Genomic DNA, 24832 nt, shown 5'->3' with positions numbered 1-24832 from the left:
GTAATTACGCTTAGAATGCAGTTGAGAATTTAATACCGCCAACCCAAGTGTTATCACCATTTTTTAATGCGCCAACATGACGAACATATTGCACATTTGGACGAATAGTTAACCAGTTAGTGGCATGAATACCGTAGTAAAGCTCGGTATTGTATTCGGTGTCATATTCTTTAGTTTGAACATCGTTCCAGTCATCATTGATATGGATACGAGCAACACCGAGTGCCAATTCATCTTGAGGACGTTGATTGAGCAAACCTTTATAGACCAAGCCTACATTTTGCATGTTATCAATTTTGTTGGTATCAGAGTCGTGGAAAGTCAGGTTCACAAAACCTGTTAAACCGCGATCTGTTTGATCAGCAGGCTGGAATAATTTTTGTTTTGCAGTTACCCAAACACCTTGTTTATGAGAGTTTTTAGTTTCATCTGCAATTTCTTTGGCATCAGCAGTGCTGTAGTAATAACCTAAACGGTATTCACCCGCCATACTTTGAGCACCTAATTTAGGTGACCAAACCACTTCGGCAGGAATAATTGCACCGTGAGAACCATCAGTACTTAAGTTAAAACCTTTGCCTCGCTCCAGATTTTCTGGGTTATATTCATATACACCAACTTGAGTATATAAGTCAGGTTGCAAGTTATATTTAACACGCATTGCCCATTGGCTAACCGGCCAGTTATACCACTGATCACCCACCCAGTTACCGACTTGCGAACCACAAAGCGCTAAATTCTGGAAATCACAGTCAAAACTGTTAAAGTCTTCACCTTCACCAAAACGACCGACTTTAACGTCTAATTTTTGATCCATGAATTTTTTCTTAATCCATAAATCTGTTAAACGCCAAGTTTGCTCACGCCCCCACACTTCTTGTACCGAGCTTAAGTGCCCTGCTAAAGCTGGTGAATGTTCAGAAAGCGACTGTCCATCACGATATGTTAATGTGATTTGAGCTTCCGTATCTTGCCAACCTAAAATTTTATTTAGGTCAAAATGAGTTCCTAATGCCAGTTGCCCCGTATAAGCACTACCATGCGTAGATGTATTTTTTGAATCTAAAATACCGGCATATTCGCCGGTATATCCAAAAGAAAAATCATAACCTTGTGCTTGTAACGCGGTGCGTTGACCGTTCCAATCACCCAACATCCAAGGACTATTTGGGTCGAATGCAGCAGCAGCTTGTGCATGCTGTATAAAAAGAGTAATTGATAAAACGGATAAACAGGAAGCCATCAAGGATTTATGTGTTTTCATGTTTACATACCTTTTATGTCTTTGTTTATTAAGGGTACGCTAATTTTATGTAAAGAAATTATTCAAAATGTTAATCGATTGATTAATCTAATAATAATCTTAATACACATTGTATGAAAAATGGCCTCAGCTCTTTACCATTGCCCTTCACCAAGTTTTTGACCAATAAAGGAATATCTCATTTCCGATCTTGAAAACTTAATTGGACAAGCCAATTGTGGTTCTGTAACCGTCGCATTATTTTGCAAAGGTACATCCACAATCCATCCACGTTCTTGTGCTAAAGGCGAGTTTAAGGACTCTGTTAGGCTTAAAACAGGTTCTACACACACATCAAGATTTGCAAAAATTTCATGCCATTCTTTAAATGATTTCGTTTTGATTTTCTCTTGAATGGCTTGTTTAACTTTCTGTCGGTCTTCTACATCTAAGGAAGCGCCTTTTTGTAATAATAAAGGCAAATCAAGCGCCACTGATAAACCAGACATAAATTGTGGTTCAAGACTACCTATTGAAAAATAACGGCCATCTTGAGTCATATAATAGTCATAGAAAATGCCGCCATTGAGCATGCCATGCTCTGGTGCCTGTTCAACCTGTGCAGCAAGTGTGGCGGATGCGGCCATACTATTGAGGCTAGCAACACAATCAGTCATAGAAATATCAATATATTGTCCCATTCCACTACGTCCGCGTTCGACGACCGCAGCTAAAATCGCAATGACAGCATGAAGTGAACCACCTGCAATGTCTGCAACCTGAATACCGAGCGGTGGCGGACCACTGTCTTGTCGGCCGCTATATCCAGCAATACCAGCTAAAGCTAAATAGTTAATGTCATGCCCAGCCCTGTCTTTATAGCTTCCTGTTTGTCCATATCCTGTAATTGAACAATAAATGAGACGCGGGTTAATTTCAGCAAGTGTCGCGTAGTCTAGTCCGAGACGGCGCATGACATCAGGTCGGAACTGCTCTATGACAATATCAAACTCAGAGATTTTGGCTTTAATCAGATCAATACTCGCCTTATCTTTTAAATCCAGAACAATCGACTGTTTATTTCGGTTTAAATAACTATGTGCTGTTGCTTGCCCATTTGCGTATGGTGGCATGATTCGGATTAGATCTGGTCGTGAAGGAGATTCGATATGGATGACTTCTGCCCCCATATCGGCTAAATACATTGTGGCAAAAGGTCCTGGTAAGAGCGTCGAGAAATCGAGAACTTTAAGTCCATTTAATGCTGTCGTCATCGTATTTTTAACCACTATTATTCGAATTTTCTTTTATATTAGTTAAGCAAATATTCCAAAACAATGTCATGTTCAGCCATTTACCTTGATCATTTCGGCAATTTAACATGTAAAAAGTGCTTTTACTCTGTTGTAAATCGCCAATTTATTTTTTTAGACGGTCATTTAGGTCAATTTAAAGTGAACATCAAAGAGACTGAAGGATTCAATATGAGTCGCGATACGATTAGCATCCACTTCGTGAATGCGGCTTTGACAGGCGTAAAACGCCTTGGCATGGATGTTGAAATGCTCCTTTCACATGTGGGTATTGAAGCGGAATTATTACGTCAACCTAAAGCTCGAATCTCACCAGAACAATACACTCGATTTATAAAAATGTTGTGGATGGTCACACAGGATGAACACGTTGGATTTGACGTACAACCGCGTCGTCTGGGCACTTTTGCCATTATGTGTCAGTTGATTATTCACGCAAAAACATTGGGCCAAGCCCTTGAACTGTCATCTCAATTCTACAAATTATTTGGCGATGAATGGTCTGTAACTCTAGAGCGTGACAAACATGAAGCACGTCTAGTTCCCCTCATTCCGAAAACTTTAGATCCAGACCATTTCATTACTGAAAGTATGCTCATGATTTGGCACGGTCTAGCATCATGGTTGATTGAACGTCGTTTGCCGTTAGAGCGCGTTCATTTTAGCTATCCACGTCCTGCACATGCAGATGAATATGATGCATTATTTTTTGCACCAGTCATGCAGTTTGATGCACCACGTACTGAAATTACCTTTGCAGCTGATTATCTTGATTTGCCAATCCGCCAAGATGAAAAAACGCTAGAAGAATTCTTAAAAGCAGCTCCTGCTCAGCTTTTAGTGAAATTCAAAAACACCAATTCGCTAACTTCTCGTATTCGTGAAGTACTCAAAAGCCAAATTGGTGAAGAAATGCCAACGCTTAATGACGTTGCATCAATGTTATATTTATCTCCTCAAACCTTACGCCGCCGCTTGGCTGCCGAAGGTAAAAGCTACCAAGGTGTAAAAGATGCTTTACGCCGAGATGCTGCAATTCACTTGTTACTCAACCCTGAGTTAACACTTGAAGATGTTGCTCAACAAGTTGGCTTTAGTGAAACCAGTACTTTCCACCGCGCATTTAAAAAATGGACGGGGGTAACACCTGGCCTATATCGCCAGCTACATGGTTATCACTAATTCTCAAATCTATTTAAATTTCACATTTAGCCCAAGTTCAACTTGGGCTTTTTTGTATTTCTATTGGCAAAAATCATCACCTGACTGGTGCGCTTATCGTCATTGCGTTGCCTTTTAAAACCAGTACACTCAAAACACAACAAAGTTTAAGTAATAAAAAAGGAACTGTTATGAGCGAGGCTTATATTATTGATGCCATTCGCACCCCACGCGGAAAAGGAAAAAAAGATGGCTCTCTTTACGAAGTAAAACCAATTACATTATTGACCACCTTATTAAATGAATTACAACAACGCCATCAACTCGATACCTCTAAAGTCGATGACATTGTTTTGGGGTGTGTAACACCAATTGGCGATCAAGGTGGTGATATTGCCAAAACTGCAGCGATTGCAGCAGGTTGGAATGATGATGTTGCTGGGGTGCAAATCAATCGCTTTTGTGCATCTGGTTTAGAAGCAGTCAACATGGCAGCAATGAAAGTTCGCTCTGGTTGGGAAGATTTAGTAGTTGCTGGTGGCGTTGAATCAATGTCACGTATTCCAATGGGTTCGGATGGTGGGCCGTGGGCTTTAGACCCAGAAACAAACCTTAAGTCATCATTTGTTCCGCAAGGCATTGGAGCCGACCTCATTGCAACCTTAGATGGCTATAGCCGTGAAGATGTTGATAATTTCGCAGTGAAGTCACAACAAAAAGCTGCAGCAGCTCAATCAAATGGTTATTTCGACCAATCTGTCGTACCAGTCAAAGATCACGCAGGTGTGGTGATTTTAGAGAAAGATGAATTTATTAAAGGGAATACAACACTCGAAGGCTTAGCAAAGCTCAACCCAAGTTTTGAAATGATGGGCCAAATGGGCTTTGATGCAGTCGCTTTACAAAAATATCCAGAAGCACAAAAAATCAATCATGTTCACCATGCAGGTAACTCATCAGGCATTGTCGATGGAGCAGCTGTAGTTTTATTAGCTTCTGAAAAAGCGGTAAAAGAACAAAATTTAAAACCACGCGCTAAAGTTTTAGCGACTGCACTGGTTGGTACTGACCCAACCATTATGCTGACTGGCCCTGCGCCTGCTGCACGTAAAGCTTTAGAAAAAGCTGGGCTTACGATTGATGATATTGACCTATTTGAAGTCAATGAAGCATTTGCGGCAGTTGTTATGCGTTTTATTAATGAGCTCAATGTCCCTACTGAAAAAGTCAACGTAAATGGCGGTGCGATTGCTTTAGGTCATCCATTAGGTGCAACAGGTGCCATGATTTTAGGTACTTTACTTGATGAGCTTGAACGACAAGATAAAAAGCGCGGTTTAGCGACGCTCTGTGTTGGCGGTGGGATGGGTATTGCCACCATAATTGAACGCGTATAAAAATTAGGGATATAAAAGATGAGTGCAATTCAATACGAAAAAAATGCCGACAATATTGTCATTTTAACACTTGATTCAACTGGTCAATCTGCGAACACTATGAATGCTGAGTTTCGTGACTCGCTTGATGAAGCAACTCAGAAACTTAAAGCAGAAACAGAACTTTCAGGTGTTATTTTCCGCTCGGCTAAAAAAACTTTCTTTGCAGGCGGTGATTTAGATGAGCTGATCCAAATTCAGCCTGAACACGCAACTGACTTTTTCAATATGGTTGAAAAGCTAAAAGGTCATTTACGTACAATTGAAACACTAGGGATTCCAGTGGTTGCAGCATTAAATGGCACGGCACTTGGCGGTGGTTGGGAAATTGCATTAAGTTGCCATCACCGTATTGCAATCAATGACCCGAAGAGCAAATTTGGTCTACCAGAAGTTACTTTAGGTTTGTTACCGGGTGGCGGCGGTATTGTGCGTATGGTACGCCTACTTGGGCTTCAAAATGCGTTCCCATTTTTAATGGAGGGCAAACAGTTCGGTGTTGATAAAGCAAAATCTTTAGGCTTAATTCATGACACTGCCGAAAATGAACAAGAACTTTTAGATAAAGTAATTGCTTGGATCAAGGCCAATCCAAAATCTCAGCAGCCATTTGATGTGAAGGGTTATAAAATTCCGGGTGGCGATCCAAAAACTCCAGCAGTTGCACAAGTTCTTGCAATTGCACCAGCCATGTTAAAAGACAAAACCAAAGGTTGTTACCCTGCCCCTGAAGCAATTATGGCTGCCGCAGTTGAAGGGGCACAAGTTGATGTCGATACTGCTTTACGTATTGAGTCTCGCTACTTTACTCAGCTTACAACAGGTCAAATTTCTAAAAATATGATCGGCACTTTCTGGCATGGTCTAAATGCAATTAAGTCTGGTGCTAGTCGTCCTGCCGACGTTCCAAAATGGCAAGCGACTAAAGTTGGTGTATTGGGTGCAGGCATGATGGGTGCAGGCATTGCTTATTCAACAGCCATTAAAGGCATTCCAGTTGTACTTAAAGATGTATCTGTTGAAAATGCTGAGAAAGGTAAAGCTTACTCACAAAAGCTCTTAGATAAACGTGTTTCACAAGGCCGCATGACCGCAGAAAAACGTGATCAGATTTTATCTCTCATCACGGCGACAGCTTCCGCTCAAGATCTTCAAGGTTGTGATTTAATTATTGAAGCGGTATTTGAAAATCAAGAACTCAAAGCTAAAGTCACTCAAGAAGCCGAGCAATATCTAGCGCCTAACGGTGTGATGGCATCAAACACCTCAACCCTGCCAATTACAGGTTTAGCTCAGGCAAGTAAGGATGATAAAGCTTTTATCGGTCTGCATTTCTTTAGCCCTGTCGACAAAATGCAGTTGGTTGAGATTATTAAAGGTAAAAACACCTCCGCAGAGACACTTGCCAAAGCTTACGACTTTGTACAACAAATTGGAAAAACACCGATTGTTGTCAATGATAGCCGTGGTTTCTTTACCAGTCGTGTGTTTGGTACTTTCATTCAAGAAGGTATGCGCCTGCTTGCTGAAGGCGTCCACCCAGCGCGTATTGAAATGGCAGCACTGAAAGCTGGTATGCCAGTTGGCCCCCTCGCTATTCAAGATGAAGTATCTTTAACATTAACTGAACATGTTGCTAGTGAAGCACGCAAAGCTCTACAAGCCGAAGGAAAAGATTTACCTAAAACTTCTGTAGATGAAGTGGTTCACACCATGATTCATGAGTTAAACCGTAAAGGTAAAGCTGCTGGAGCTGGTTTTTATGAATACCCTGAAAATGGTAAAAAGCATCTATGGGAAGGCTTAAACCGCTGGAAAAAAGATCATGATATTTCTGAACAAGATATGATTGATCGCATTCTGTTTGTACAGGCCTTAGATACTTTACGTTGTTATGAAGAAGGCGTATTGGAGTCTGTAATTGATGCCAATGTCGGTTCTATCTTTGGGATTGGTTATGCACCTTGGACTGGAGGAGCAATTCAATTCCTAAATCAGTATGGTACTGATAAAGCACAAAAACGTGCCGAAGAATTAGCTGCCAAATATGGTGAACGTTTCACACCGCCAGCTTTACTAAAAACCAAAGCTGAGCAGAAACAAAATATTCAGTAATTTAGTCTTATTGAATATTTAAAAAACTGCATAAACCTTACCCATATAAATATATTTTATTTATATGGGTTTTTCTTTATGACCTTTAAGATTTCAGCCCCCTGCCTAAATATGCTATAAATAGACTTCATTTTTGTGCTTCTACAGCACATTCGAGAAATTCTTATGTCCGATAAAAATTCTTCCGAGTCAGCAGTTCTAGGCTGGAAATTTGTTCTGATCGTTGGTGTTTTAAGTGCGATTTTCCTTGGCTTTTTCTATTTAGCAATGAGTAATGAACCTGACTATATGCCAGGTGCACAGCGCAAAGCACAACAAGAGCAAATGCAGCAAAAGGCTGAACACTCTATAGAGCAACATGCTCAACATAGTGACAACATGCCTGAAATGGATATGCAAGAACATAAGCAATCAACTCAGTAATCAGATATTTTTCAAATGACAGATTTTTCCCGCAACGCACTAGTTGTAGAAGGTGGAGGCATGCGTGGTGCCTTTACCAGTGGTGTACTTGACTCATTTTTACAACAGCAATTCAATCCTTTTGACTTATACGTTGGTGTATCGTCTGGTTCAACCAATGTCGCCAACTATCTGGCAGGCCAGCAAGGCCGCACTCTAACATTTTATATTGATCATTCACTGCGTCCTGAATTTATCGATTACAAACGCTTTTTTAAAGGCGGCGATTTACTTGACTTAAAATGGATGTGGGAAATTGGTGAAAAAGAACATCCACTTGATCAACAGAGTCTTTTTGCCAAAAATCCAGATTTTTATATGGTGTTGACGCATGCCAAAACAGGTCATGCAGAATATCTTCGTGCGGGTAAAGATAATTTGCTGAATGCGCTTCGTGCTTCTAGCTCAATTCCAGTTTTAACACGTCATCCCGTCGATATTATGGGTGAACCTTATTTTGATGGTGGTGTTGCAGATGCCCTACCCGTTCGCTGGACGGCTCAGCAAAGTGGCGTCAAAAAACTGTTAGTTTTACGTACTCGTCCGAAAAACTATTTCAAAGCAAGTAGTCGAGGTGATCAATTCCTCGCAAAATATGCGTTTAAACATCATTATGGTTTCGCTAGTAGCTTGCGTAGCCGCTGTGCTCGTTATAACGCTTCGGTCGATTTTGTTCGTGGTGAAAATCCAGACCAGCAAATTTTAGAAGTGTGTCCACCACCTCTTAAAAATATGGCTGGCCGTTTAACTACCAATCCAAAAAAGCTTCGCTACAGTTATGAAGTCGGTTTAGAAACTGGCTTACAGGCCATCGAAAGTTGGAATGCAATGAAATAAATTAAAATTGAGATTTCTAAAAAGAAGTCTCAATTTAACTTCAAAACCATATCAATATGTGGAATGCCACAGTCCTGGTAAACTTCACCTTGTACTTTAAAGCCTAAAGCTTCGTAAAAAGCGGTCACATAGGTTTGCGCTGAAAGCTTTAAGTAAGGCAGTTTATGACGACGTGCATAGTCAATAATATACTGCATTAAAATTTTACCTATACCTTGCTTTCGATAAGGCATTAAAACAGCAACACGCCCTACGCTATGCTGTGGCAATAAGCGTGCTGTAGCAATAGGCTGCTCTTTGTCATAGACAATAAAATGTAGAACTGTGGCATCCAAGTCGTCCCATTCATCTTCAGGTGCAATTCCCTGTTCTTGGATAAAGACTTGTTCACGGATGTGTTTCGCATCTTGCTCAAGCTGTTCCCAACCACCCTCTACAATTTTATACATCCATTCACCTTCCTAGCACTTACAGCCGATATTTTCGATCGGCAACTGATCTTGCAATAACAATTCCAACGTTTGTTTTTTAATTCCGTACATTTCTTTCAATGCTTGGATTTGAGCCATAATCTTGGCGTCAGGTTGTGAAACGTTTTTGCGTTTTGTCGCCAAAATCATTTTATTTTTGCTGGTATGTTCAAGCGAGACAAACTCAAAAACTTTGGTTTCATAACCATAAGCTTTTAAAAGTAACGCACGTAAAGTATCGGTCAGCATCTCGGCTTGTTGTCCAGCATGAATACCAAACTGTAGCATTGGTTGTAAAACTTCCGGACTATGTAATTGTGGACGTAACTCTTTGTGGCAACATGGTGCACACATAATCATCGAAGCGTTTAAACGAATTCCAGTATGAATAGCAAAGTCAGTCGCAATATCACATGCGTGTAAGGCAATCATAACATCCAGCTTTTCCGGTTGATAACTACGAACATCACCTTCAAAAAAGTCTAAATGATTGAAATGAACTTTGTCTGCAACGTTCTGGCAAAATTCCACCAAATTACGGCGCAGCTCTACACCAGTAATCAATGGTGTTTTCTGCTGTTGTTGCAGATAATCATACAATGCAAAAGTTAAATAACCTTTCCCCGAGCCAAAATCGACAATGCGTAACTCTTGTTGAGACGCATCAATCTGTTCATAGGCACTCGCAAAAATTTCGATAAATTTATTAATCTGTTTCCATTTACGGGCCATGCTTGGAATGACCTGAGCTTTTTCATCAGTAATACCCAGCTCTTTTAAAAATGCGTTGCTCTGCTGTACATAGCGCTGCTTTTCACGGTCATGCGCCTGAACCGTTTGTGTCGTATTTACGGCCTGCTTTTTACCCATATTTAATATGGCTTTTTTCTTATTTTTTTTAAGTTGAATTTCTTGAGTAGTTGAAAATAAGTTTGCTTGCTTACACTGAGTGATTAATTGCTCAATCTGTTGCAAACCTTCTTGAAATGAATAGTTTTTAGTCACATCTTGGGTCGTGTGATGATATAGAGCTGAAAGCTGTTTTTGACCATGTAGCTCTACAACGCGGAAAGTGATTTTTTCCAGTTGCGCCAACTCTCCCTTATATTGGCTCAAGATCAAACGCTCAAAAGCTTGTTGGTCAAGCATTTGCTTGATTTCATGAAAGAATTGCTGTTCTTGCTCAAAGGAGAAAACCGACACGGATATACCTGAAAATGAAGACTCATATAAAATACAAGTTTAAAGGGTCTAGGATTAAAAATAAAATAACTTTACGACTGTTTTGTGTTTCTATACATTTGTATTTTTAATCAAAAAAATTAAAGTTATGAGTAAATCTGTGTTGGAAACTTACGATCCAAAAGAAGAACTATTTAATGCCTATAGTCATGGTGCTGGCGTTGTTATGGCTGTTGTAGCTTCTATCTTTTTAATTATAAAGGGATCTTATCTTTCAACCGCTCAGTGGATAGGTTTATGGGTATACTCATTTAGCCTGATTTTAGTTTTTACCAGTTCTACCCTCTATCATTTTGCTCAAACACAAAACCTACGCTACTGGTATAAAAAACTCGATCACACTGCCATTTATTATTTAATTGCGGGAACATATACCCCATTCTTAAGCATTGCTATACCTACACAAAAAGCTCATATTTTACTTATTGCTCTCTGGAGCATTGCTGCAATTGGTACACTTTTCAAGTTAGTTTTTATTCATCGTTTTCAGAAAATTTCGCTACTTGCTTATGTTCTTATGGGTTGGCTTGCTGTTTTTGTTATGGATGATATGCGCACCTATCTGAGTAAAGACGCGTTGATTTTGTTAATTATTGGCGGATTAGCTTATACGGTTGGAGCATTGTTTTACGCGTTAAAAAAGGTAAGATATACCCATGCGATCTGGCATATTTTTGTGCTTTTAGGTGCAGGGGCACATTTTCTTGCAATCTATTGGTACGTAGTTTAGTCCATTTTTCACTCATATTCAGTGATCCTGAAAGAGTCATGGATGATGTTCTTTCACGCTATTCTTTGAGAAAAATACGTCTTTAAAGAGAGTAGCTATTAAAAATAAATTTTAACGGATATAAGGACTTATATGGAGTCAACTTCTGCGACTGCTGCTCCTGTAGTAGCCACTAATTCAAAAACACGAGTTTTGTTTGCAAGCTTAGTCGGTACAACTATTGAGTTCTTCGACTTTTATATCTATGCAACAGCCGCCGTGATTATCTTTCCTCATCTATTTTTCCCTGCTAGTAGTGGCAGTGCCGCAGTCTTACAATCTCTGGCAACCTTTGCAATTGCCTTTATTGCTCGTCCTATCGGTGCCGCATTATTTGGCCATCTAGGAGATCGTATTGGGCGAAAAGCAACTTTAGTTGCAGCTTTACTGACTATGGGTATTTCAACTGTATGTATTGGTTTGCTTCCAACCTATGCCCAAATCGGGATTGTCGCACCATTACTATTAGCTGTTTGTCGTTTAGGACAAGGCTTAGGCCTAGGCGGTGAATGGAGCGGTGCAGTATTATTAGCGACTGAAAATGCCCCAGAAGGAAAAAGAGCATGGTACGGCATGTTTCCGCAGCTAGGTGCTCCAATCGGCTTTATTCTGGCAACAGGTTCATTCTTATTATTGAGTGCAGTTATTCCTGAGCAAGCATTCATGCAATGGGGTTGGCGTATTCCATTCATTGCCAGTGCTGTATTAGTTATTGTTGGCTTATATATCCGTTTAAAACTTCATGAAACTCCAGCTTTCCAGAAAGTCTTAGATAAGCAAAAAGAAGTTAACATTCCATTTAAAGAAGTTTTAACCAAACATACAGGTAAGCTTATTCTTGGTACAGTTGCAGCCATTTGTACCTTTGTCGTGTTCTATCTTACTACCGTATTTGCTTTAAACTGGGGAACCACAAAGCTTGGATATGCGCGTGGTGAATTCTTAGAACTTCAACTCTTTGCCACACTTTGCTTCGCCGCATTCATTCCTTTATCGGCTATTTTTGCAGAAAAATTTGGTCGAAAAACAACTTCTATTGGTGTCTGTATCGCTGCTGCGATTTTCGGCTTGTTCTTCTCTAGTATGTTAGAGTCTGGAAATACTTTAATCGTTTTCCTTTTCTTATGTACTGGCTTGGCGATTATGGGATTGACCTACGGTCCGATCGGTACAGTTCTTTCTGAACTTTTCCCAACCTCGGTTCGTTATACAGGTTCAGCATTAACTTTTAACTTGGCTGGTATTTTTGGTGCATCTTTTGCCCCATTGATTGCGACTAAACTTGCTGAAACTTATGGTTTATATGCAGTTGGTTATTATCTTACTGCTGCATCACTTTTATCATTAGTTGCGTTCTTACTTATTCGTGAAACAAAAAATGATGATGTAAATAATCAGATTTAAAGTTTTAAAGACCCCCCCATAAAAAAGCCAGTTCAATTTGAACTGGCTTTTTTTATACGTAAATGAATTAATTCATTGATGCAGGATTTGCTGGAGCAACACTATTTGTTGCAGCTGACGTTGTCACATTGCTTGCTGCAACTGCCGCTGGTCCTGCTACAGCTGCTTCACCGATTAAAGCAACTTTTGCTTTTTCTTGGCTTTTTGCAGAGAGAGCTGGGTTACTTGCCACAATACGATTAATATTTGCTGAGTTTGCTGGAGCAATCGCAGTAGTTTGTAAAATAATTGGGCGATTACCTGTGTTACCCAACGTATAGCGAATACCTGTACGTGGACTAATCACTGTAGTATTTTCTTGCTTCACTACAGCTTGAGCCGAAGTTGGGCCTTTTGCTGCAAGTACTTTGTCAACCGTTGTCGTTTGAGGGGCTGAAGCTGCTTCTGCTGCAAAAACAAAACTTGGTACAGCAAGAACAGTTAAAAATAAAGGTTGTAATACTTTTTTCATTGTCTTTCCAACATACACTCTGGATGAGAAGTAAATAGCATTTAATGCTTAAAACTGCAAACATTATTCACAGGCTTACTACAAACATAAAAAAAGCAGAACAATTGTTCTGCTTTTTTTGTGGAGGCAGATTAGATCTTACCGTGACATTGCTTATATTTTAGTCCTGAACCACATGGGCATGGTGCATTACGGCTTTCTGGAACAGGGAAAGCTTGCTGTTCAGCAGACTCGTTCATGGTTTCTTGAGAAAGTGTAACTTCACCAGTTAAACCATCTACATCATCATGTTCAAAAGAAAGCTTCATTGATTCAGCTTGCTGCTGCTGTTGAGCTTCCATTTCTGCAAGTTCTTCTGGTGTTGGGATATGTACACGAGACAAATCAGTCACAACATCAGTTTTAATAATACCCAACATGTTTACGAACAGGTTGAAAGCTTCTTTCTTATATTCCTGTTCAGGGTTCTTTTGCGCATAGCCACGTAAGTGAATACCTTGGCGCAAATAATCCATTGCAGCCAAGTGATCTTTCCAATGGCGATCAAGAGAGTTTAAAACGAAATGGCGCTCAAGCATTGCTGCTGATTCATCACCCATTTGAGCGCGGCGCTGACGATAACGTTCAATTACTTCATCACTAATACGCTCAACCAAACCTTCTTCATCTAAACGACGATCTTGGTCTAACCATTCTTGAATTGGCAGCTCAATACCTAAATCAATACGTAAAGCATTTTCTAAACCTTCAACATCCCACTGATCATGAATTGACTCTGGTGGAATAAAGTTAGCAATCATGCCTTGCATCACTTCACGATGCATTTCTTCAACGTAGTCTTTTAAGGTGTTTTCAGCTAATACTTCATCACGTTGAGAATAAATGATCTTACGCTGTTCATTATTCACGTCATCGTATTTCAATAAGTTCTTACGAATATCAAAGTTACGCGCTTCAACTTTACGCTGAGCATTCTCAATCGAACGGCTCACCATTTTATGTTCAATCGCTTCGTCTTCTTTTAAACCCATCGCGCGCATCATACCAACGACACGGTCGCCTGCGAAAATACGCATCAGATCATCTTCAAGAGATAAATAGAAACGAGAAACACCAGGGTCACCCTGACGACCAGCACGACCACGTAACTGGTTGTCAATACGACGTGATTCATGGCGTTCAGAACCAATGATATGCAAACCACCTGCTTGCAATACATCTTCGTGGTCTTGTTCCCATTGTACTTTCAGACGTGCTTCATCTTCTGCAGTTGGGTTTTCAAGTTTGGCAAGCTTAGCTTTCCAGTTACCACCCAAGATAATATCCGTACCACGACCAGCCATGTTAGTTGCAATCGTTACTGCATTCGGGCTACCCGCTTGAGCAATAATGTCAGCTTCACGCTCATGTTGTTTTGCGTTCAAAACTTCATGATGAATACCAGCTTGCATTAACTTAGAAGATAAAATTTCGCTGGCTTCAATGGTTGCTGTACCAATCAGAATAGGAGCAACACCCTGCTGACGAATATTCATAATTTCTTGAATAATCGCGTTATATTTGCCGTTACGGTTTAAATAAATTAAATCGTTTTGGTCGTTACGAATCATTGGACGGTGAGTTGGAATAATCACAACATCAAGACCGTAAATTTCTTTCATTTCTGCAGCTTCGGTATCAGCAGTACCTGTCATACCTGAAAGCTTTTTATAGAGACGGAAATAGTTCTGGAATGTTGTTGTCGCTAAAGTTTGATTTTCAGGCTGAATTTCTAAGCCTTCTTTTGCTTCAACAGCTTGATGCAAACCTTCTGACCAACGACGACCCGGCATCGTACGACCCGTATGTTCATCGACAATAACCACTTCACCATCATGAATAATATAGTGAACATCACGTTGGAATAGGAAATGCGCACGAATAGCAGCAGATACATGGTGAACAAGGTTTAGGTTTGTTGCTGAATATAAGCTTTCGCCTTCGGCCAACAAGCCCATTTGAATAAGTTCTTGTTCAACAGTTTCATAACCAACTTCGGTCATTTCAACTGAACGCTGCTTTTCATCAATCCAGAAGTGACCGCCATCTGATACTTTTTCTTCTTTTTGCGGATGCAGTTTAGGTGGAATCGTATTGATTGCACTGTAGAGGTGTGAAGAGTCTTCACTTTGACCAGAAATAATTAATGGTGTACGTGCCTCATCAATTAAGATGGAGTCAACTTCATCGATAATGGCATAGTGCAAACCACGTTGTTTCTTTTCTGCTAAAGAAAACACCATGTTGTCACGTAAGTAGTCAAAACCGAATTCGTTATTGGTACCGTAAGTAATATCTGCAAGATAAGCTTCCGCTTTTTCTGATGGACCTTGCATTGAATAAATCGTACCAATTGATAGGCCCAAAAATTCAAATAATGGGCGGTTCAACTCGGCATCACGCTGTGCCAAATAATCGTTCACAGTAATGACATGTACACCTTGGCCACTCAAAGCGTTTAAATAACACGCCAGAGTACCCATAAGGGTTTTACCTTCACCAGTACGCATCTCGGCAATCTTACCTTCATGTAAAGTAATACCACCGATTAACTGAACGTCATAGTGACGCATACCCATCACACGCTTAGCAGCTTCACGACAAACTGCAAACGCTTCTGGAAGTAATTTATCTAAACTTTCGCCATTATTATAACGTTGTTTGAATTCTGGAGTTTTTGCAGATAAGTCTGCATCGCTTAAAGCTGATATCGTCGGCTCGAGCGCATTGATTTGCTCAACAATTTTGCGCATGCGTTTGAGTTCACGCTCATTTTTTGTACCGAAGATACCTCCGATCAGACTTGCCAACATGGATAAACTCTCTAAATCTTGCTTGGTCAAATGAATAAACTTTTTCTCAGTCGTTTATTATGGTGCCAGAAATTTGAAGTACAAGGGGTTTGCACAAAACCCCTAAAAAAAATCTGATAGTTAGACGAATGGTTTTTTCATTCATCTAATCTCCCCTTAATGTGCCGAGCACCAAAAACACACCATTAACGCTCATCGATTAAGCATAACTTCCGAGAAATCTAATTTAGCAAATTTACCTTAAAGTTACATTGATTAAGCACTTAAAATAATGAGTTTTAGTCATATATATTTACACTTATATAAAAAGTTCATAATAAAATACAAAAACAATAATTTTAATCATAAAGTAAATGCTGCATATTCATTCAATCGAATAACAAATTATGAGCAATTGAGGAAAGATCATGACACTACGATTAGGAGATACTGCTCCCGATTTTCAACAAGAATCGAGTGAAGGCACAATTAATTTTTATGATTTTTTAGGGGATAGTTGGGGAATCTTATTTTCACATCCAGCCGACTATACTCCCGTATGTACAACTGAGTTAGGTTATACAGCAAAATTAAAAGATGAATTTACGAAGCGTAATGTTAAAGCGATTGCTTTGTCAGTAGATGATGTAGAGTCTCACAAAGGCTGGATCAACGACATCAATGAAACACAAAATACAACTGTAAACTTTCCAATCATTGCAGATAAAGACCGTAAAGTATCTGAGCTCTATGGCTTCATTCACCCTAATGCCAGTGAAACTCTAACAGTGCGCTCATTAGTGATTATTGATCCTAACAAAAAAGTTCGCTTAATTATTACCTACCCTGCTTCGACGGGCCGAAATTTTAATGAAGTCTTACGTGTCGTTGATTCATTACAATTAACAGACAAACATAAAGTCGCTACGCCTGCGAACTGGCAGCAAGGTGAAGATGTCGTTATTGTGCCGTCACTTAAAGATGAAGAAGAAATTAAACAACGTTTCCCTAAAGGTTATACGGCTGTTAAACCTTATTTACGCCTCACGCCACAGCCTGAAAGCAATAAAACCGACTAAAGGTTTTATTGCTTGCAAGACAAATGCAGTGCGTAGGCAAGCATCTGAAAAATTCCCTACAAGACAAGCGAAGCGCGTAGGCACACTTAGATTAAATATCACACCCTAAAAAGTCACCCACAGCGGTGGCTTTTTTATTTATGTATTGAATACTCATGGTTTTTATTGCTCAGATCAGTTATAACTCGAATCGATTCGGTAAAAAAATAAAAATCATGATCTATAAAATTCATCATTTAAAATGTGGCAGCATGTGCCCAGTTTGTGCCCCCTTATTTGGACAAAAAGGCTTCCGAGCTGAGGTAATCTGTCATTGTCTTTTAGTTGAAACTGATCGAGGCTTAGTGCTTATCGATACGGGCTTTGGCCTGCAAGACTACTTACATATGAAGCAGCGCCTAGGCTCATTATTTAAACGCTTAGGCAAAATTGAGCATAATCTTGAATTTAGTGCGATCCAACAAATCCAAAAGCTCGGGTTCAGCCCCAAGGATGTACAGCATATTTTTATCACTCACCTTGATTTTGACCATGCTGGTGGTATCTCAGATTTTCCTCATGCCACAGTCCATGTTTTAGCAGCAGAATACAACGCTGCCCAACTTCCAAATTTTAAAGGCAAACTTCGCTATAGAACCAATCAATATAAAGATCACCGATATTGGAACTTTGTTGAATATCAAAAAGGTGAAGCATGGTTCAACCTCGAAAAAGTCAAAGGTTTTCCCCTGTTTCAAGATGAAATTTTAATGGTACCACTACTAGGCCATTCGGCTGGGCATTGTGGTATTGCTATAAAGCAACAAAATCAATGGTTATTATTTTGTGGAGATGCTTACTACTCACACCTAGAGTTAAACCCTAAAAATAAATTAAGATCACTTGGTCTGCTGGAAAAAGCATTTGCAGAGGATAATGAAAAACGTATTTTCAACCTCAAACGCTTACAGCATTTGGCTCAACATGAGCCAACGATTGAAATAATTTGTGCTCACGACCCTGATGAGCTTAAACGGTATCAAACATGAAGAAATTATCGCTCCTTACACTTGTCATCTGTATAAGTTTACAAGGGTGTATGCAGCACGAAAGTATCGCCCATGAGCATCGACCACAAGATTGGGGAAGCTTAGTTTCTCAGACTCATAACTTTTATCAAATTAGTAATGATGTTTATCGCAGTGAACAGCCTGATGCTGCAATGATTTCTGAATTAAAGAATCATCAAATTGGAACGATCATTAATTTAAGAGCCAAAGACGCAGATAGTTTAGTTTTTAAAAATGAAAATTTTAATCTTGTGCATATTCCTATCAACACTTGGGCAATAGACCGACAAGATCTCTTAGAAGTCATGCAACAAATCAAAATTGCCAAGCAGAATGATCAACGCGTTTTATTACACTGTTACCATGGTTCAGACCGTACAGGTGCTAGCGTTGCCATGTACCGCATTATTTTTGAAAATTGGGCAATTGATGATGCGGTTAAGGAAATGAAACAAGGTGGTTATGGTTATCATATTATTTGGAAAAATATTGACCGTTTATTCACACCTGAAAATGTAAAATGGATTCAACAACAACTGTCGAATCCATCTTAATGACATCTAAAGTGGAGTTTTAATCTGATTTACGTTGGTCTAACGGTACCCAGTCAATTACCCAAGCTGATTTCATATTTAAGCTTGAATCAGAAGTAATTTTCTTACGAGCTGCATCCGCTGTATCACGGTCTTTTGCAGGACCAACCATAATACGAATTCCCTTACTGGTTGGGCTTGTAGTTACCTTATAGCCTTTAGCTCGTAATTTAGAAACCACTGCATCTGCATTTGCTTGGTTAGCAGCCAAAGCGACTTGAACCATCCACTTTTTATCGCCATTTTCAAGCAGTTCACGTGCTTTTTCAGCTTCAGCTTTTTTCTCAGCTTCAGCTTTTCGTTTAGCCTCAGAGGCTTTTTTATCAGCTTCTGCTTGTCGTTTCGCTTCAGCAGCTTTCTTGTCTGCTTCTGCTTGGCGTTTTGCTTCTGCAGCCTTTTTATCTGCTTCTGCCTGTCGTTTAGCTTCAGCTGCTTTCTTTTCTGCTTCCGCTTGGCGTTTTGCTTCAGTTGCTTTTTTGTCTGCTTCTGCTTGACGCTTAGCATCAGCCGCTTTCTTGTCTGCTTCTGCTTGGCGTTTTGCTTCAGCAGCTTTCTTGTCTGCATCTATTTTTGAAGTATCAGTTGTCTTATTCACCGTATTGGTTTGCTGGTTTTTAGCTTTCGCCTCACCCACTAACTCCGGTGGAATATTATCTGAACTTTCTTGAGCCGCTGTACGGCGCGCATTAATAGCAGCGTACTCTGCTGCAGCTTTACGAGCAGCATCAGCTTCAGCTTGCTGCTGCATTGCTAAGAACTCAGCTGCACGTGCTTCTTGTTCAGCAACGGCCTTTTCACGCGCACGACGCTGTTCTTCTAGCAAACGTTTTTCAGTTTCAACATCAACCGCAAGCGGTTGTAGTTGTACCATTTGCCCTTCAGTTGTCTGTTTTGGTTTAGTTTGAGTTTTTGGCGATGTGGATGCGGATGGTTGAGCTTCAACCTGTTTTATTTCCTCATTTCCTTTTAGAAGTAATGCTGCCAATAAAACACCACCTCCTAGTAAAACAACGCCACCCATCCAGCGTTGTTTGTTATTCATTGACATTCTTCCAAATACTCCCAAATCGCTTCTAAAGTATGAAACGAACCACAGGCTAAAATCAGCTGATTGTTATTTGTTTGCTCAAGCGCTGATTTAAAAGCCTCTTTGATATTGCCATATTGTTGTACTGTCTGGCCTTGCAAGGCATCATTGAGTTGCTGAATCGGTGCAGCACGCGGCACATTCAATTCAGCAATTTTCCAATGTAAAACAGTAGGTTTCAATAAATCGACTACTGATTTTATATCTTTATCTGCCAGCATTGAAAATACTGCGACAACTTCTGTGTACTGTTTATTGTATTCTAAGAAATTTCGCAATTGCTTTAACAAAAATTCAACACCATGTGGATTATGTCCAGCATCAAAAATGACCGTTTTGCCCTCCACTTGACGCTGTTCAAAACGCCCTGCTAAGCGAGCAGATTGAATACCTTTTTCTAATGCTGACTGAGAAATCTCAAGTCCGCTATTTAAAATAGCCGCAACCGCCCCAGCAATATTTTCAATCGCTAATGTACCTAAAGGAAGTTTTAAAGTAGTTCCTTCCGAAGCAAAGTACCAGTTTTGTCCATCATCTGCGAGCTTATAAAAATAATCACGATTAACGGTATATAACTCTGCTTGTGAACTTTGTGCTTTATCTTGAATTGCTTGCGGCAATGGTTGCTCACCCGCAAAGATAACCGGAATATGTGGACGAATAATGCCTGCTTTTTCAAAAGCAATTTTTTCGATAGTATCGCCTAGCCAATCTGTGTGATCTAGGCCAATATTTGTAATCACTGCAATGTCGGGATCAATCACATTGACGACATCTAAGCGCCCGCCCAGACCAACTTCAAGCACCCATACATCACATTGTTGTTGTTTAAAAATAACAAAAGCAGCCAAAGTGGTTGCTTCAAAAAAAGATAAGCTTAAATCACAATCGCGACGAGCCTGATCAACTTGAACAAAAGCATCAATCAGACTTTGATCATCGACTTCAACTCCACCTAACTTAACTCGCTCATTAAAGCGATAGATATGCGGTGACTGATATAACCCAACTTTATAACCCTGTGCGTTTAATATCGCAGCCAGTGTGGTTGTGGTTGAGCCTTTACCATTCGTTCCGGCTACTGTAAAAACTTTAGCATTAGGCTGAGTTACACCCAGCTTTTCTGCAACAGGAATTACACGTTCCAGACCAAGATCTATCCCTGTAACGTGAACATGGCTCCAATAATTGAGCCATGTATCTAAAGAGTCTATTGAAAGTGGAGCTTGTTGGTTCAAGGTAAGTTCATCAATTTCGATACAAGTCGAGATACAGTATCACGTAAAGCATGACGATGAACAATCTGATCGATTACACCATGATCAAGCAAATATTCAGCACGTTGGAACGGTTCTTCAAGAGTTTCACGTACAGTCTGCTCAATTACACGCTTACCAGCAAAGCCAATCATCGCTTTAGGTTCAGCAATATGAATATCACCCAACATTGCTAAAGAAGCTGTTACACCACCATACACAGGATGTGTTAACACAACGATATATGGTAAGCCAGCATCTTTTAATTTTTGAATCGCGGCAGAAGTACGCGCCATTTGCATAAGCGACAACATACCTTCTTGCATACGCGCGCCGCCAGAAGCTGCGAAACAGATTAATGGCTGACGTTTTTCAATTGCAAGCTCGGCAGCCTTTACAAAACGGTCACCGACAACTGTACCCATTGAGCCGCCCATAAAGTCGAACTCAAAAGCACATGCAATCATATCTACGCCATTTAAGTTACCTTGCATGGCAATTAACGCTTCCGTTTCACCAGTTTTGCTTTGCGCTTCACGCATACGATCTGGATACGGTTTAGAGTCAACAAACTTTAATGGATCTTTAGCAGTAAATTCTTGACCCAATTCAGTTACAACATTATCGAAGAACCAGTTCAAGCGGTCACGAGCTTTCATTCGTAAGTGTTCGTCGCATTGCGGACAAACATATGCATTGAAAGAAATTGCTGTACGTGTCACTAGTGCATGACATTCAGGACATTCAATCGTTGGCTCAGTAAATGTTGCTTTGAGAATTTGTTGCTCATCTGCGACTTCAATACCTGGAACCGGACGTTTTGTCCATGGTGTCGAAGGGCTAAGAACTTTCCCTGGTTTCACTTCTTGATTCATACTAACTCATCGAGCGCTGCTCGAAGCTCCTTGACTTTACTCACCGTCTGTTCAACAGCGTCATCCGCTGCCAACGTTGCAAAATTTTTAACGAAAGCACTACCCACAATCACGGCATCAGCAACATTACCCATTGCTTTTGCTGAAGCGGCATCACTAATACCAAAACCAACACCCACTGGAATATTAGTGGCATTTTTGATTTTTTGAATACGTGCAGCAGCTTCTGCCGTATCAAGTGTTGCTGCTCCAGTTACACCCTTAAGTGAAACGTAGTAAATAAAACCACTTGCCTGATTTGTCACATGTTGAATGCGTTGATCTGTAGAAGTTGGTGCAAGTAAGAAAATTTGGTCCATATCATGTTGTTTCAACACAGCACCAAATTCTTTTGACTCTTCTGGTGGTAAATCCACAAGTAATAAGCCATCTACACCACATTGTTTCGCATGAGAAACAAACTTCTCGTAACCAATCACTTCAACCGGATTCAGATAACCCATTAAAACAACAGGTGTTTCCTGATCCTGCTCACGGAACTCTTTTACCATGTTGAGTGCATCCAACGTGTTAGTCCCTGCTGCAAGCGCACGTTCAGCTGCAAGCGCAATTACCGGACCATCAGCCATTGGATCTGAAAATGGTAGACCAAGCTCAATGACATCTACTCCTGCCGCAACCATTTTATGCAGTAACGGAACCGTTACTTGTGGCTGTGGATCACCCGCCATAACATAAGATACAAGCGCTTTACGTTGTTGGGACTTAAGCTTTTCAAAACGGGTGGCAAGACGTGACATAGGGTTGTGCTTTCCTTGAATTATTTAAAATTGAGGAGTTGTTTGTAGAAATACAAGAACATCGCATTTTAACGCTATTTTTTGTCCATTGAACAGGTCTAACGTTATGGCGATATTCGATTGTATGATTCATACAACCCATGGTGTACATTTATCAATATTTTGAAACTTTTCTCAATGATCAAAGCTTCCTATTTTCGAGCCATTATTAGATCGCCATCAGATCAAAAAATAATCACGCAAAACTTATTTCTCAATATTTTTATTGGCGAGTTGTAATTCCTTTTTCCGCATGAGTAAAGTTTGTCCTGTCAAATTTTTATGAGCCCGTGCAAGTGCCGACTGATCCGAATATCCCAACTGTTCAGCAATTGTGGTGAGGCTTTCATTTTGGTGAAGTAATATTTCACAGCGTTTCATGCGTTCAGTATCTAAAATTAATTTAAATGAAGTATTTAATGAGTGTAATTGACGCTGCAAGCTTCGTACTGAAATATTCAACTCGATGGCAATATCCTCTATTTTAGGGGCTTGTTGCTTGTGTTTAAAATATTCATGAACAATCCAATGTATTTGCTGAGCTAAATCTGTATGTATTTTCCGCTGAGCTAATGCCTCTTCTGCTTGTTTCACTAAAAGTTGCATTAAGCTGGGGTCCGCATGTCGAGGACGAACATTCAATCCCTCACTTGCAAAAGTTAATGCATAGTAAGGTTGCTCAAATGATAATTTACATTGAAAGAAACGCTGATAATGTACCAATGGACCACGTGAGCGGTGCACAAACTCAACATGCTGCAAGAGAAAATCATGGAAAGGAGCAATTTGTTTAGCAAGCTGCACCATAGCAGCTAAAGTCAGCTCACAAAGTATGATATTACTGGCATCAACTAGCGGCCAATACAAACGGATATTAGAAGCATCTTGTTCAACTTGCATAGGCACGACTTGCTCACCGTCAATCACGAGACGATGAAATTTCATGACATATTCAAGAACCTCTGCAAAGCTCCCACTCCGAGAAGCCATATATCCCAGTACACCAAAATTGGCAGGTGTAATACAAGTTGCCATTTCTAGAGCTAAATTAGAAACTTGTAGACGAGACTCTGTCAGCTCTAAAAGTTCAAGAAAAAAGTTTAAAGAAGATTGAGCATCAATAGATGAAGCTAAAATATTTTGAACTTGACGGGCCTGAACATCTGTAAGGTTTAATACCTGCCAATCGATTCCTTTTTCTTTTAGATAAGTATTCCAAAGATAAAAGTAGCCATTTGAAATCGTAAAATCCTGCATGGCTCATCCTTTTTTTAATGCCATCTTGTCGCAAACTGTATAAAAATTGGCAATAACTGTCAAAACAAAGCCGACTATTAGCGACATACTAATGAACATGTTAGATGCGAGAAATAAAAATATGAACGCACATGTTTCTTATCAGGTCGAGCCAGTGGTTCGTAAAGATCTGGATTTTCATTTAAACGAAGCGCCTCGCTTTTGGTTTAATAATGATCCTTTTTTGACTCGTATGTTTGATGCGCTCAGCTTAACCTTTCCAGATGGAGAGCGTTATTTTATTGAATGTGTCCGTATGTTCCGAGACAAAATTGATGATCCCGAACTACAAAAACGGGTTGCAGACTTTATTAAACAAGAAGCTCAACACGGTATTGCACATGACAAAATGAATCAGCTCATGAAAGAGCAAGGTATGCCTGTTGACCAGTTCACAGCCACACTTAAAAAAATTTTTCGTTTTGAACTCACCAAACGCTCACCACAATACAATATTGCGATGACGGCAGCAGCTGAACATTTAACAGCGTTAATGGCGGAAACTTTTTATAGCAATAAAAAAACTTTGGAAAATGCTCACCCCTATGTCCGGGCACTGTTTGCTTGGCATGCCATTGAAGAGATGGAGCACCGCGATGTTGCTTTTGATGTTATGAAACAGGTGGGTGAAGTTCCTGAGTCGACTCGTCGTTTTGTCTTGGTTCTTACGACAGTACTGATGTTTGGCTTTACACTTTACCGCACGAATATCATGTTGAAATGTGATGGCTTTAGTCCAAGAGAAAGACTCTTGATGAATCTTAAAGGTTTACCTTGGTTCTTTGGCAAAAATGGCACATTAACCGCTATGAAAAACCAATATTTAGATTGGTTTAAAAAAGACTTTCATCCAAGTCAGCATCCAGTCATTCGTCAATATCCTGTTTGGATTGAAACACTCGAAAAGACAAATGATCCGATTGCAGCTGGTGAAGCGTTTTGGCAAGCAGGTTTATAACCTGCT

The 24832-nt window shown here is 40.0% G+C and carries 22 protein-coding genes; 11 read left to right on the top strand and 11 right to left on the bottom strand.

All coding sequences use genetic code 11. The features are described from left to right. Window positions 1-10 precede the first annotated feature (10 nt). Entirely contained in the window at window positions 11-1243 is a 1233-nt protein-coding gene (locus J663_RS14965) for a carbohydrate porin (RefSeq protein WP_080612991.1), read from the bottom strand. A gap of 155 nt (window positions 1244-1398) precedes the next feature. Then, entirely contained in the window at window positions 1399-2517 is a 1119-nt protein-coding gene (locus J663_RS14960) for a CaiB/BaiF CoA transferase family protein (protein WP_033850717.1), read from the bottom strand. A 210-nt stretch (window positions 2518-2727) separates the two neighbouring features. Here J663_RS14960 and J663_RS14955 point away from each other — a divergent pair, with 210 nt between their 5' ends. The 5 genes from J663_RS14955 (at window position 2728) to J663_RS14935 (ending at window position 8567) form a co-directional block, all read left to right on the top strand. Further along, window positions 2728-3738, top strand: a complete 1011-nt coding sequence (locus J663_RS14955) for an AraC family transcriptional regulator (RefSeq protein ID WP_002116561.1) — start codon at window positions 2728-2730, stop codon at window positions 3736-3738. A gap of 170 nt (window positions 3739-3908) precedes the next feature. Continuing rightward, entirely contained in the window at window positions 3909-5114 is a 1206-nt protein-coding gene (locus J663_RS14950; protein ID WP_033850715.1) for an acetyl-CoA C-acetyltransferase, read from the top strand. A gap of 18 nt (window positions 5115-5132) precedes the next feature. After that, window positions 5133-7268: a 3-hydroxyacyl-CoA dehydrogenase NAD-binding domain-containing protein gene (locus J663_RS14945; RefSeq protein WP_033850713.1), complete on the top strand. Its 2136-nt coding sequence runs from the start codon at window positions 5133-5135 to the stop codon at window positions 7266-7268. A 165-nt stretch (window positions 7269-7433) separates the two neighbouring features. Further along, complete coding sequence (locus J663_RS14940) at window positions 7434-7691, top strand: hypothetical protein (protein ID WP_031949262.1); 258 nt, start codon at window positions 7434-7436, stop codon at window positions 7689-7691. 15 nt (window positions 7692-7706) lie between these two features. Next, on the top strand, window positions 7707-8567 hold the full coding sequence (locus tag J663_RS14935; RefSeq protein ID WP_033850711.1) for a patatin-like phospholipase family protein: 861 nt from the start codon (window positions 7707-7709) through the stop codon (window positions 8565-8567). A gap of 29 nt (window positions 8568-8596) precedes the next feature. On the opposite strand, the gene J663_RS14930 is transcribed toward J663_RS14935, so the two are convergent. Next, on the bottom strand, window positions 8597-9016 hold the full coding sequence (locus J663_RS14930) for a GNAT family N-acetyltransferase (protein ID WP_033850710.1): 420 nt from the start codon (window positions 9014-9016) through the stop codon (window positions 8597-8599). Between the two features lie 12 nt (window positions 9017-9028). Then, window positions 9029-10240, bottom strand: coding sequence for a class I SAM-dependent methyltransferase (locus J663_RS14925; RefSeq protein ID WP_033850708.1), 1212 nt, complete (start codon window positions 10238-10240; stop codon window positions 9029-9031). A 127-nt stretch (window positions 10241-10367) separates the two neighbouring features. On the opposite strand from J663_RS14925, the gene trhA reads away from it, so the two are divergent. Further along, window positions 10368-11009 (top strand): PAQR family membrane homeostasis protein TrhA, encoded by a 642-nt coding sequence (gene trhA, locus J663_RS14920; RefSeq protein ID WP_016802594.1) that lies wholly within the window; start codon window positions 10368-10370, stop codon window positions 11007-11009. A gap of 132 nt (window positions 11010-11141) precedes the next feature. Further along, on the top strand, window positions 11142-12452 hold the full coding sequence (locus tag J663_RS14915) for an MFS transporter (RefSeq protein ID WP_002116183.1): 1311 nt from the start codon (window positions 11142-11144) through the stop codon (window positions 12450-12452). Between the two features lie 67 nt (window positions 12453-12519). On the opposite strand, the gene J663_RS14910 is transcribed toward J663_RS14915, so the two are convergent. Both J663_RS14910 and secA read right to left on the bottom strand, forming a co-directional pair. Further along, a complete protein-coding gene (locus J663_RS14910) occupies window positions 12520-12963 on the bottom strand; it encodes a hypothetical protein (protein WP_033850706.1) in 444 nt (147 codons plus the stop codon). Between the two features lie 131 nt (window positions 12964-13094). Continuing rightward, entirely contained in the window at window positions 13095-15815 is a 2721-nt protein-coding gene (gene secA, locus J663_RS14905) for a preprotein translocase subunit SecA (RefSeq protein ID WP_033850705.1), read from the bottom strand. Between the two features lie 407 nt (window positions 15816-16222). Here secA and J663_RS14900 point away from each other — a divergent pair, with 407 nt between their 5' ends. From J663_RS14900 to J663_RS14890, 3 genes are all read left to right on the top strand, one after another. Beyond that, the gene (locus J663_RS14900; RefSeq protein WP_005050084.1) at window positions 16223-16873 is read left to right on the top strand and encodes a peroxiredoxin; all 651 of its coding nucleotides are present in this window, start codon (window positions 16223-16225) and stop codon (window positions 16871-16873) included. 215 nt (window positions 16874-17088) lie between these two features. Continuing rightward, a complete protein-coding gene (locus J663_RS14895; RefSeq protein WP_212771400.1) occupies window positions 17089-17901 on the top strand; it encodes an MBL fold metallo-hydrolase in 813 nt (270 codons plus the stop codon). After that, complete coding sequence (locus J663_RS14890; RefSeq protein ID WP_033850702.1) at window positions 17898-18476, top strand: dual specificity protein phosphatase family protein; 579 nt, start codon at window positions 17898-17900, stop codon at window positions 18474-18476. Before J663_RS14895 ends, J663_RS14890 begins: the two co-directional genes overlap by 4 nt. 19 nt (window positions 18477-18495) lie before the next feature. Here the strand turns inward: J663_RS14890 and J663_RS14885 are convergent, their stop codons facing one another. The 5 genes from J663_RS14885 to J663_RS14865 form a co-directional block, all read right to left on the bottom strand. After that, window positions 18496-19563, bottom strand: a complete 1068-nt coding sequence (locus J663_RS14885; protein WP_033850700.1) for an SPOR domain-containing protein — start codon at window positions 19561-19563, stop codon at window positions 18496-18498. Next, window positions 19554-20840 carry a bifunctional tetrahydrofolate synthase/dihydrofolate synthase gene (gene folC, locus J663_RS14880; RefSeq protein WP_033850698.1) on the bottom strand — a complete coding sequence of 429 codons (1287 nt, stop codon included), beginning with the start codon at window positions 20838-20840 and terminating at the stop codon, window positions 19554-19556. The genes J663_RS14885 and folC overlap by 10 nt, the downstream gene beginning before the upstream one ends. Beyond that, window positions 20837-21733: an acetyl-CoA carboxylase, carboxyltransferase subunit beta gene (gene accD, locus J663_RS14875; protein ID WP_002116475.1), complete on the bottom strand. Its 897-nt coding sequence runs from the start codon at window positions 21731-21733 to the stop codon at window positions 20837-20839. The genes folC and accD overlap by 4 nt, the downstream gene beginning before the upstream one ends. Then, window positions 21730-22533, bottom strand: a complete 804-nt coding sequence (gene trpA, locus J663_RS14870) for a tryptophan synthase subunit alpha (protein WP_002116163.1) — start codon at window positions 22531-22533, stop codon at window positions 21730-21732. Before trpA ends, accD begins: the two co-directional genes overlap by 4 nt. A 246-nt stretch (window positions 22534-22779) precedes the next feature. Further along, the gene (locus tag J663_RS14865; protein ID WP_033850696.1) at window positions 22780-23829 is read right to left on the bottom strand and encodes an AraC family transcriptional regulator; all 1050 of its coding nucleotides are present in this window, start codon (window positions 23827-23829) and stop codon (window positions 22780-22782) included. 121 nt (window positions 23830-23950) lie between these two features. On the opposite strand from J663_RS14865, the gene J663_RS14860 reads away from it, so the two are divergent. Then, window positions 23951-24826, top strand: coding sequence for a metal-dependent hydrolase (locus J663_RS14860; RefSeq protein WP_033850823.1), 876 nt, complete (start codon window positions 23951-23953; stop codon window positions 24824-24826). The last annotated feature ends 6 nt before the right edge of the window (window positions 24827-24832 follow it).

Origin of the sequence: Acinetobacter sp. 826659, from assembly GCF_000588515.1 — a bacterium.
Lineage (GTDB): Bacteria > Pseudomonadota > Gammaproteobacteria > Pseudomonadales > Moraxellaceae > Acinetobacter > Acinetobacter pittii.
Note: the sequence above shows the minus strand (reverse complement) of the source record. Positions and strands in the feature narration are given on the sequence as shown.

What these genes read in the sequence shown, in the direction of transcription:
- J663_RS14965 (WP_080612991.1), bottom strand. Translation starts at nt 1,243, where the DNA reads ATGGCTTCCTGTTTATCCGTTTTATCAATTACTCTTTTTATACAGCAT.
- J663_RS14960 (WP_033850717.1), bottom strand. Translation starts at nt 2,517, where the DNA reads ATGACGACAGCATTAAATGGACTTAAAGTTCTCGATTTCTCGACGCTC.
- J663_RS14955 (WP_002116561.1), top strand. Translation starts at nt 2,728, where the DNA reads ATGAGTCGCGATACGATTAGCATCCACTTCGTGAATGCGGCTTTGACA.
- J663_RS14950 (WP_033850715.1), top strand. Translation starts at nt 3,909, where the DNA reads ATGAGCGAGGCTTATATTATTGATGCCATTCGCACCCCACGCGGAAAA.
- J663_RS14945 (WP_033850713.1), top strand. Translation starts at nt 5,133, where the DNA reads ATGAGTGCAATTCAATACGAAAAAAATGCCGACAATATTGTCATTTTA.
- J663_RS14940 (WP_031949262.1), top strand. Translation starts at nt 7,434, where the DNA reads ATGTCCGATAAAAATTCTTCCGAGTCAGCAGTTCTAGGCTGGAAATTT.
- J663_RS14935 (WP_033850711.1), top strand. Translation starts at nt 7,707, where the DNA reads ATGACAGATTTTTCCCGCAACGCACTAGTTGTAGAAGGTGGAGGCATG.
- J663_RS14930 (WP_033850710.1), bottom strand. Translation starts at nt 9,016, where the DNA reads ATGTATAAAATTGTAGAGGGTGGTTGGGAACAGCTTGAGCAAGATGCG.
- trhA (WP_016802594.1), top strand. Translation starts at nt 10,368, where the DNA reads ATGAGTAAATCTGTGTTGGAAACTTACGATCCAAAAGAAGAACTATTT.
- J663_RS14915 (WP_002116183.1), top strand. Translation starts at nt 11,142, where the DNA reads ATGGAGTCAACTTCTGCGACTGCTGCTCCTGTAGTAGCCACTAATTCA.
- J663_RS14910 (WP_033850706.1), bottom strand. Translation starts at nt 12,963, where the DNA reads ATGAAAAAAGTATTACAACCTTTATTTTTAACTGTTCTTGCTGTACCA.
- secA (WP_033850705.1), bottom strand. Translation starts at nt 15,815, where the DNA reads ATGTTGGCAAGTCTGATCGGAGGTATCTTCGGTACAAAAAATGAGCGT.
- J663_RS14900 (WP_005050084.1), top strand. Translation starts at nt 16,223, where the DNA reads ATGACACTACGATTAGGAGATACTGCTCCCGATTTTCAACAAGAATCG.
- J663_RS14895 (WP_212771400.1), top strand. Translation starts at nt 17,089, where the DNA reads ATGATCTATAAAATTCATCATTTAAAATGTGGCAGCATGTGCCCAGTT.
- J663_RS14890 (WP_033850702.1), top strand. Translation starts at nt 17,898, where the DNA reads ATGAAGAAATTATCGCTCCTTACACTTGTCATCTGTATAAGTTTACAA.
- J663_RS14885 (WP_033850700.1), bottom strand. Translation starts at nt 19,563, where the DNA reads ATGTCAATGAATAACAAACAACGCTGGATGGGTGGCGTTGTTTTACTA.
- accD (WP_002116475.1), bottom strand. Translation starts at nt 21,733, where the DNA reads ATGAATCAAGAAGTGAAACCAGGGAAAGTTCTTAGCCCTTCGACACCA.
- trpA (WP_002116163.1), bottom strand. Translation starts at nt 22,533, where the DNA reads ATGTCACGTCTTGCCACCCGTTTTGAAAAGCTTAAGTCCCAACAACGT.
- J663_RS14865 (WP_033850696.1), bottom strand. Translation starts at nt 23,829, where the DNA reads ATGCAGGATTTTACGATTTCAAATGGCTACTTTTATCTTTGGAATACT.
- J663_RS14860 (WP_033850823.1), top strand. Translation starts at nt 23,951, where the DNA reads ATGAACGCACATGTTTCTTATCAGGTCGAGCCAGTGGTTCGTAAAGAT.